The 8769-nt window shown below is 73.7% G+C and carries 8 protein-coding genes; 7 read left to right on the top strand and 1 reads right to left on the bottom strand.

Annotated features, from left to right (window positions below; all coding sequences use genetic code 11):
* From DQW06_RS06960 to DQW06_RS06985, 6 genes are all read left to right on the top strand, one after another.
* Positions 1-473 (top strand): ABC transporter ATP-binding protein (locus DQW06_RS06960; RefSeq protein ID WP_198662393.1); only part of this gene is annotated, 473 nt, incomplete at its 5' end.
* A complete protein-coding gene (locus tag DQW06_RS06965) occupies positions 470-1288 on the top strand; it encodes an ATP-binding cassette domain-containing protein (protein WP_013152097.1) in 819 nt (272 codons plus the stop codon). The genes DQW06_RS06960 and DQW06_RS06965, both read left to right, overlap by 4 nt.
* Entirely contained in the window at positions 1285-2715 is a 1431-nt protein-coding gene (locus DQW06_RS06970; protein ID WP_117198168.1) for an MFS transporter, read from the top strand. Before DQW06_RS06965 ends, DQW06_RS06970 begins: the two co-directional genes overlap by 4 nt.
* A gap of 840 nt (positions 2716-3555) precedes the next feature.
* Positions 3556-4869, top strand: a complete 1314-nt coding sequence (locus DQW06_RS06975) for an ABC transporter substrate-binding protein (RefSeq protein WP_117198169.1) — start codon at positions 3556-3558, stop codon at positions 4867-4869.
* Positions 4870-4977: 108 nt separating this feature from the next.
* Entirely contained in the window at positions 4978-6123 is a 1146-nt protein-coding gene (locus DQW06_RS06980; protein ID WP_117198170.1) for a mandelate racemase/muconate lactonizing enzyme family protein, read from the top strand.
* A 126-nt stretch (positions 6124-6249) separates the two neighbouring features.
* Positions 6250-6900, top strand: a complete 651-nt coding sequence (locus DQW06_RS06985) for a flavin reductase family protein (protein ID WP_117198171.1) — start codon at positions 6250-6252, stop codon at positions 6898-6900.
* A gap of 150 nt (positions 6901-7050) precedes the next feature.
* Here DQW06_RS06985 and DQW06_RS06990 read toward each other — a convergent pair whose 3' ends face one another.
* Positions 7051-8094 carry an NAD(P)-dependent alcohol dehydrogenase gene (locus DQW06_RS06990; RefSeq protein ID WP_117198172.1) on the bottom strand — a complete coding sequence of 348 codons (1044 nt, stop codon included), beginning with the start codon at positions 8092-8094 and terminating at the stop codon, positions 7051-7053.
* Between the two features lie 93 nt (positions 8095-8187).
* Here DQW06_RS06990 and DQW06_RS06995 point away from each other — a divergent pair.
* On the top strand, positions 8188-8769 hold a 582-nt coding region (locus tag DQW06_RS06995), incomplete at its 3' end, for a TetR family transcriptional regulator (protein ID WP_157983365.1).

Below are 8769 nucleotides of genomic sequence, written 5' to 3' on the forward strand. Positions count from 1 at the left end.
CCAGGATGCAGGCCCGGACGCTGGAACTGCTGTGCGGGCTGCGGGAGCGGACCGGCACCTCGGTCGTCCTGGTCACCCACGACCTGGGCGTCGTCGGCGGCTACGCCGACCGGGTGGTGGTCGTCTACGCCGGACGCCACGTCGAGTCGGGCCCGGTGGGGCCGGTCCTGACCCGGCCGCGCGCCCCCTACACCGCCGGCCTGGTCGCCGCGCTGCCCCGGCCCGGGGCCGGGGACCGCCGCCTGCCCGCCATCGCCGGAACGCCCCCCTCACCGGAGGCGCTGCCCGGCGGCTGCGCCTTCGCGCCCCGCTGCCCGCTGGCGGAGGATCGGTGCCACGCCGAGGAGCCCTCACCCGCGGTAGCCGGGGAGTCGGGCAGGCTGGTCTCGTGCCACCGCTGGCAGGACCTGCCCGACCCGGCTTCCTCCCTGTTCACGGACACCGCGCACACACCACGGGAAAGGACGACATGACCACCCCACCGCTGCTGAGCGTGCGCGACCTGGTGGTGCGCTACCCGGGCCGCACCCGGCGGGCCGCCCCGGTCACGGCCGTCGACGGGATCTCCTTCGACATCGGCGCGGGGGAGACGCTCGCCCTGGTCGGGGAGTCGGGGTGCGGCAAGTCCAGCACCGCCGCGGCCGTGATCGGACTGCGCCGGCCCCAGGGCGGGACGGTGCTCTTCGGGGGCCGGGAGCTGACCGCCATGGGCGAGAGGGAGCTGCGCGCCCTGCGCCCCGCGATCCAGCCGGTGTTCCAGGACCCCTACGGCTCGCTCAGCCCGCGCCTGCGCGTGCGCGACGCCGTCGCCGAACCCCTGCGCATCCACGGCCGCTGGGACCGCGCGACCGGTCCCGCCCGGGTGGCCGAACTCCTGGAGAAGGTCGGACTGGACCCCGCGCACGGCGACCGGCTGCCCCACGAGCTCTCCGGCGGGCAGTGCCAGCGGGTGGGGATCGCCCGCGCGCTGGCCTGCGAGCCGCGCCTGCTGGTCCTGGACGAACCGGTGTCGGCCCTGGACTCCTCCGTGCGCGCCGGGGTGCTCAACCTGCTCACCGGCCTCCAGGACGAACTGGGGCTGGGCTACCTGTTCATCTGCCACGACCTGGCGCTCGTCGGGCACGTCGCGCACCGCGCGGCGGTCATGCGCGCGGGACGGCTGGTGGAGACCGGCCCCGCCCATCGGGTGTGCTCCGACCCCGCCGACCCCTACACCCGCGAACTGGTGGAGGCCGTCCCGGCCCTCCCCGGCGCCTCCGGGGACCGGCCGCTGCCGAGCGCCCCGTGAGTCCGGCACGGCAGCCCCGCAGGAACGGACACGGGAGCAAGAGCGGACACGGGAGCGGAAGCGGGCACGGGAACAAGAACGGGGGCGGGGACGAGATCGGGAACGGGAGCAGGGCCGGAACCGGGAGCGAGTCCGGGAACAGGGCCGGGAACGGGGTCGGGGACAGGGCTGGGAGCGGGAACGTCCTGTCCCGGACCACCGCCCGCGGGGCCGCGGCGCTGCGCGACGTGTGCGGCCTGCCCGCGCTGCCCCTGCTGCTGATCGGCTCGCAGTTCGCGTTCAACGTCGGCTTCTTCGCGGTCCTGCCCTACCTCGCCGACCACCTCGGCGGCGCTCTGGGCCTGGCCGGGTGGCTGGTCGGCCTCGTGCTGGGCCTGCGCACGTTCAGCCAGCAGGGTCTGTTCGTGGTGGGCGGCACGCTCACCGACCGGTTCGGTGCGCGCCCGGTGGTGCTGGCGGGCTGCGCGCTGCGCGTGGCCGGGTTCTGCTGGCTCGGCTTCGCGCAGGGCACCGCGTCGGTCATCGCCTCGGTACTGCTCATCGGTTTCGCCGCCGCGCTGTTCTCCCCGGCCGTGGAGACCGAGATCGTGCGCCAGGCCGTGCGGCACGAGCGGAGGACCGGTGAACCCCGCACCCGGATGCTCGCCCTGTTCTCCGTCGCGGGGCAGGCGGGAACCCTCGTCGGACCGCCGCTGGGCGCCCTGCTGCTGCTCGGCGGCTTCCGCGCCGCCTGCCTGGCCGGGGCCGCGGTCTTCGCCGCCGTGCTGGCCGGGCACCTGCGGCTGATGCCCCGCACCGCGCCGGGCGCGCCCGCGTCGGCCGACAGGGGGACGCCGCGCCTGCGGGAGGGACTGCGGCTGCTGCTGGGCAACCGCCGGTTCCTGGCGCTGAGCCTGGCCTACAGCGGCTACCTGCTGGCCTACAACCAGCTCTACCTGGCCCTGCCGGCGGAGGTGGAGCGGGCGACCGGCTCCCAGACGGCGCTGGGCTGGCTGCTGGCCTGGGCGTCGCTGCTCTACATCGTCACGCAGATGCCGATGCTGCGCTGGGCCTCCGCCCGCCTGACGCGGCGCGCGACGCTGGTGTGGGGGCTGGTGCTGATCTGCCTGGGCTTCGCCGGGGCCGCCGCGTCGATGCCGGTCGGCGCGCTGGGCGGGCTCGTGCCCTCCGCGGTGTTCGTCACCGCGCTGACCCTGGGCCAGGTGCTCATCGTGCCCACGGTGCGGGCCTGGATCCCCGACCTGGTCGAGGACCGCCACCTGGGCCTGTTCACGGGGGCGCTGTCCTCGCTGTCGGGGCTGGTGGTGCTCCTGGGCAGTGTGCCCGCGGGGGCGCTGCTGGACCTGGGCGGGCCGCTGCCCTGGCTCCTGCTCGCCCTGGTGCCCCTCGCCGGAGCGGTGCTGGCCCCCGGCCGGGGGCGCCCCTGAACAAGGCACGGCCCCCGGTCCGCCGTGCCGACGGGCGCCCCGGAGCAGGGCGCCGGTCGACACCGCCCTCACCACGGCGCGGTGGTCGCACACGGGTCCACTGCGGGTCACCCCACCCCACCGGCGCGGCCCGCCATGAGCGGGCGTGCCCACCGACGCGGGTGAGGGCTTTCGCCCCATGGACCTTCGCTGCGCACCAGGGAAGGGTAAGCGCTTTCCGGAATGGAGGCAAGGGCGGAGGAACGGGAGGCCATCCTGGTGCGCATGGTGCGCATGGTGCGCGGTGCTCGGCGGTGCATGGTGCCCAACGGCACGCGAAGTCGGCGGTGCATGGTGTCCGGCTGTGTCCTGCGCCCAGTGGCATGCGGAGTCGGCGGTGCTCGGCGGCATGCGGACTCGGCAGTGCGCGTCGCCCCCTTCCAGCGACCGTGCTGCCAGCGCCACCGTGGCTCCGAAAGCATTGCCGGCAGCGAGAACACGCGTGGTGGCGGGCGCGTGGCGCGGAACCGGGGGTGCGCGGCGGGCCCGTGGAGGGGCGCGGAGAGCATGCGGCGGCGGGCCTGTGCGGCGCCGGGCGCGGCCGAAGGGGGCGCCGATGCGGCGGGGTGGTCCACCAGGCGGTCCATGGATGTGAACCATTGACACCCATGTGAACGCGGTGCTAGAAACTGACCATCATAGTCCTTGGATAGCGCTTACCAGACCACTTCGAGCCGTTTCTCCCCTGTGTTCCCACGCACACGTCCGTGTCCGCGTCCCCCCGGACGGCCGGGCGCGGACGCCCCCACCGAAGCCACAGCCGTCACCGGCGCGAGCCGGAAGCCGAAGGGAAACACCACCATGCGCGTACCCCCGGGCCGAGTGCGCCGACACGGCCGCCGCGGCACCGCCCTGTCCGCGATCGCCGCGACCGCGGCGACGGTCCTGCTCGCCTCCGCCTGCTCGGGCTCCGACGACGGCACCGTCGAGCTGCGCTTCTCCTGGTGGGGCTCCAACGAGCGCCAGGCCACCATGCTCCAGGTCATCGAGAACTTCGAGGCGGACAACCCCGACATCCGGATCACGGCGGAGACCACCGACTGGTCCGCCTACTGGGACCGCCTGGCCACCACCACCGCGGCCAACGACTCCCCGGACGTCCTCATGCAGGAGGAGCGCTACCTGCGCGAGTACGCCGACCGCGGCGCCCTGCTCGACCTGAGCGAGGCCGAGGGCCTGGACCTGTCGCTGATCGACCCGCTGGTCGCCGAGAGCGGCCAGCTGGACGGGCAGACCTTCGGCGCGGCCAGCGGCGTCAACGCCTACTCCATCCACGCCGACCCCGAGGCCTTCGCCGCCGCGGGGGTGGAGATGCCCGACGACGACACCTGGACCTGGGCGGACTACGTGGAGATCGCCGGGCAGATCAGCGAGGGCACCGGCGGCGAGATCGCCGGCGCCCAGAGCATGAGCTACAACGAGGCCGGTTTCCAGGTCTTCGCCCGCCAGCACGGGGAGGCGCTCTACAACGAGGACGGCAGCCTCGGCTTCTCCCAGGAGACCCTGGAGGCCTGGTACGAGATCACCCAGGACCTGCTGGAGAACGGCGGCCAGCCCAGCGCGGCCCGGAGCGTGGAGATCCAGGCGGGCGGCATCGACCAGTCGGTCGTGGCCACCGGCGAGGGCGCCATGGCGCACTTCTGGAGCAACCAGCTCGGCAACGTGGTCGAGGCCTCCGGGCGCGAGATCCAGCTCCTGCGCTACCCCGGCGAGACCGAGTTCGACCGAACCGGCCTGTTCTTCAAACCGGCCATGTTCTACTCGATCTCCGCGGGCTCCGAGCACCCCGCGGAGGCGGTCCGCTTCGTCGACTACATGCTCAACGACCCGGCGGCGTCCGAGCTGCTCCTGGCCGACCTGGGCCTGCCCGCCAACACCGAGGTCCGCGAGGCCATCCTCGACGACCTGCCCGAGTCCGACGCCCGGATGGCCGAGTTCATGAGCGAGATCGAGGGCACGATCGTGGACGGCAACCCGCCCGCGCCGATCGGCGCCGGTCAGGTCGTGGACATCAGCAGCCGCGTCAGCGACGGGCTCGCCTTCGGCGACCTCACCCCGGCCGAGGCCGCCGAACAGTTCATGACCGAGGTCGAGGCGGCCATCGAGACCTCCTGAGCCGCCCGGCGCGGCCTCCGGTGCGGGCGGGCGCCGCGCACGCCCGCACGTGTACTCCCGCGCACGCACACACCCGCACACGAGCACGAGCACGAGAAAAGGACGCCCATGACCCCGCACGCCGGAGCGGCCACGCAGGACCGCATCACCAGCGTCACGATCTCCTCGGTCACCCTTCCCCTCAACACGCCCATCAGCGACGCCAAGGTCCTCACCGGGCGCCAGCGGCCGATGACCGAGGTCGCGATGCTCTTCGCCGAGATCACCACCGAGGCCGGGCACGAGGGCGTCGGGTTCGGCTACTCCAAGCGGGCGGGCGGCCCGGGGCAGTTCGCCCACGCCCGGGAGGTGGCCTCCGTCCTGCTGGGGGAGGACCCCAGCGACACGGGCAAGATCTGGGACAAGCTCGTCTGGGCGGGCGCCTCGGTGGGCCGCAGCGGGCTGGCCACCCAGGCGATCGCGCCCTTCGACATCGCCCTGTGGGACCTCAAGGCCAAGCGGGCGGGCCTGCCGCTGGCCAAGCTCCTCGGCAGCTACCGCGACTCGGTGCGCTGCTACAACACCTCGGGCGGCTTCCTCCACGCCCCCGTCGAGGAGGTCATGGAGAGGTCGGCCGCGGCGGTGGCCGACGGTATCGGCGGCATCAAGCTCAAGGTCGGCCACCCCGACAGCGCCACGGACCTGGCCCGGGTCGCGGCGGTGCGCGAACACCTGGGCGACGGCGTGCCGCTGATGGTGGACGCCAACCAGCAGTGGTCGCGGGCCGACGCCCAGCGCATGTGCCGGGCCTTCGAGGAGTTCGGGCTGGTCTGGATCGAGGAGCCGCTGGACGCCTACGACTTCGAGGGCCACGGGCGCCTGGCCGCGACCTTCGACACCTCCATCGCCACCGGGGAGATGCTCACCAGCGTCGCCGAGCACGCCGAGCTGATCCGCCACGGGGGCGCGGACATCATCCAGCCCGACGCGCCCCGGATCGGCGGCATCACGCAGTTCCTCCAGGTCATGGCGATGGCCGACCGGCGCCACCTCCAGCTGGCCCCGCACTTCGCGATGGAGGTCCACATCCACCTGGCCGCCGCCTACCGGCACGAGCCGTGGGTGGAGCACTTCGAGTGGCTCGACCCCCTCTTCAACGAGCACCTGGAGATCTCGGGCGGGCGCATGCACCTCTCCGACCGGCCCGGCCTGGGAGTGACCCTGAGCGACCGGGCGCGCGCGTGGACGGTCGACACCCACCGGGTCAAGGCCTGACCGCAGCGGTGTCCGGGCCGGGGCTGGTTCCGGCCCGGGCACCGGTCCGCGGGCGCCGGTCCGGTGGCGTGAGGGCCGGGAACAGTTCGACCGCCGCCGAAGTGTCGGCCTCCTAGAGTCCCGGTCATGACCACCGACCAGCGAACGGCCCCGGGGCACGCCGCCGCGCCCCTCGCCCACCGCACCATCCGACCGCGCATCCTCTACTTCGGCACCCCCGTGGTGCTGCTCTCCACCGTCAACGAGGACGGCACCCCCAATCTCGCTCCGATCTCCTCGGCCTGGGCCCTGGGGTACCTGCTGGTACTGGGGCTGGGGGCCACCGGGCAGACCGCGCGCAACCTGGCCGAGCGCCCCGAACTCGTGGCCAGCTTCCCCGCCGCCGAGGACTGGGCCAGTGTCGAGCGGCTGGCCCCGCTCACCGGGCGCTCGCCCGTGCCCCCGGGCAAGCCGCCGGGCTGCCGCTTCGAGGCCGACAAGTTCGCCGCCGCGGGCCTGACCCCGCAGGGGTCGCAGCGGGTCGCGCCGCCCCGCGTGGCCGAGTGCCCGTTGCAGCTGGAGGCCCGGGCGGTGCGCGTGGACGCCGACGCCTCGGGCGACTTCACCGTGGTCCAGGCCGAGGTGCTGCGGGTGCACGCGGACGAGCGCCTGGTGGTGCCCGGCACCGACCACGTCGATCCCGCGCGCTGGAACCCGATGATCTACAACTTCCGCCACTACTTCGGGCTGGGGCGCCAGCACGGGCACTCCCACCGCTCCGAGACGCCCGGCTCCTGACGGCCGCGGACATGTCGGCGCCCCGCCCCGCCTCCTTCCCCGCTGACGGTGCGTGGCAGGGGAGGAGACGAAGCCGCACCGATGGACTGAGGACGGTACCCCTCGGGGGGCGGTGCCGTCGGCCGGCCCGGGCCGCGGCCGGGCCCGCGCTCAGTCCAGGTCGGACATGTCGAGCACGAAGCGGTAGCGGACGTCGTTGCGTTCCAGGCGTTCGAGCGCCGTGTTCACCTGGGACGACGGCAGCAGCTCGATGTCGGCGGTGATGCCGTGTTCGGCGCAGAAGTCGAGCATGGCGGCGGTGGACGGGCGTCCGCCGCTGCCCGCGGAGCTGAGACTCTTGCGGCCGATGAGCAGGTCGGTGGTGTCGACGGTGACCGGGCCGAGGTGGCCGAGGTGGCTGAGGGTGCCGTCCATGGCGACCGTGCCCAGGTAGGGGGCCAGGTCGTGGGGAGCGGAGACGGTGTCGATGACCACGTCGAACCTGTTCCGGGCGGCTTCCATCTGCCCGGCGTCGGTGGAGACGACGAACCCGTCGGCGCCGAGGCCGTGTGCCTCCTCCGCCTTGTCCGGGCTGCGGCTGATGACGGAGGTCGTGGCGCCGAGCGCGACGGCCAGTTTGACGGCGAGGTGGCCCAGGCCGCCCAACCCGGCCACGGCGACCGTGCTGCCCGGGCCCACCCCGAGGGCCCGCAGAGGTTCCCAGACGGTGACCCCGGCGCAGAGCAGGGGCGCCGCCGCGGCCGGGTCGAGGCCCGCGGGCAGCCGGTGGGCGAACCCCTCGCTGACGAGGTACTCGCGGGAGTAGCCGCCCAGGGTGGTCGTCCCGTCCCGCCGGTCGCTGCCGCCGTAGGTCAGGGTCGGGAACTCGCGGCAGAAGTTCTCCTGACCGACCCGGCACATGGGACACGTCCCGCACGAGTCGACGATGTTGCCGACGGCCACGGGATCGCCCGGAGCGAAACCGGTGACCGCGCCGCCGACCTCGGTCACCGTGCCCGTGAACTCGTGCCCCGGCACCAGGACTCCGTCCGCGTCGCTGCCGTGCGCGCGCAGGGCGTGCAGGTCGCTGAAGCAGACACCGCAGTAGTCCACCCGTACCGCGACGTCGTCCGGGCGCAGGTCCCGGCGCTGGAGGGACGTGCGTCGCAGGGCGCGCGTCGCGGGGTCCGCCTGCCAGCCGGTGGTGGTGCGCATCTCTCTCCTTAAACAGACTGTTCGGTTTATTTGAGTCTAGGCAGGCTTAACCGGTTTCGCAAACAAACCGGTCGGTCTGCTAACGTGGGGGGTATGCCTGAGCAGCCGATGCCCGACCAGCCGTCGAGCGCGCGCGGAGCCGCGACCTACCAGCGGATCATCGACGCCGCCACGCGGGAGTTCGCCCGGCACGGCATCGCCGGGGCCCGCGTCGAGCGGATCACCGCCGCCGCGCGGACCAACAAGGCGCAGCTCTACGGCTACTTCGGCAACAAGGAACGGCTCTTCGACGCGATCTTCTTCGCCTCGCTGGAGCGCATCACCAACGTCGCCCCCATCGACGCCGACGACCTGGCCGACTGGGCCGTGCGCCTCTACGACGAGTACCTCGCGCGCCCCGACCTCATCCGCCTCGCCACCTGGGCCCGTCTGGAGCGGCGCCCGGAAGGACACCTCGTCGCGGAGCACGAGCGCCACGACGACCACAAGCTCCGCGCGATCGCCGAGGCCCAGGCCGCCGGGCGCGTCAGGCGGGGCGACCCCTTCGACGTGATGGCCGTGGTCATCGCCATGTCGATGGCCTGGTCGCCGGTGAGCAACGTCTACGCCGCCACCGCGGCGGAGCCCCCGGACGTGCACGACCAGCGGCGGGCCCTGCTGAGGGACTGCGTCCGT

The sequence above is a fragment of the Nocardiopsis sp. TNDT3 genome (assembly GCF_003427465.1).
GTDB lineage: Bacteria > Actinomycetota > Actinomycetes > Streptosporangiales > Streptosporangiaceae > Nocardiopsis > Nocardiopsis dassonvillei.

What these genes read in the sequence shown, in the direction of transcription:
- DQW06_RS06965 (WP_013152097.1), top strand. Translation starts at nt 470, where the DNA reads ATGACCACCCCACCGCTGCTGAGCGTGCGCGACCTGGTGGTGCGCTAC.
- DQW06_RS06975 (WP_117198169.1), top strand. Translation starts at nt 3,556, where the DNA reads ATGCGCGTACCCCCGGGCCGAGTGCGCCGACACGGCCGCCGCGGCACC.
- DQW06_RS06980 (WP_117198170.1), top strand. Translation starts at nt 4,978, where the DNA reads ATGACCCCGCACGCCGGAGCGGCCACGCAGGACCGCATCACCAGCGTC.
- DQW06_RS06985 (WP_117198171.1), top strand. Translation starts at nt 6,250, where the DNA reads ATGACCACCGACCAGCGAACGGCCCCGGGGCACGCCGCCGCGCCCCTC.
- DQW06_RS06990 (WP_117198172.1), bottom strand. Translation starts at nt 8,094, where the DNA reads ATGCGCACCACCACCGGCTGGCAGGCGGACCCCGCGACGCGCGCCCTG.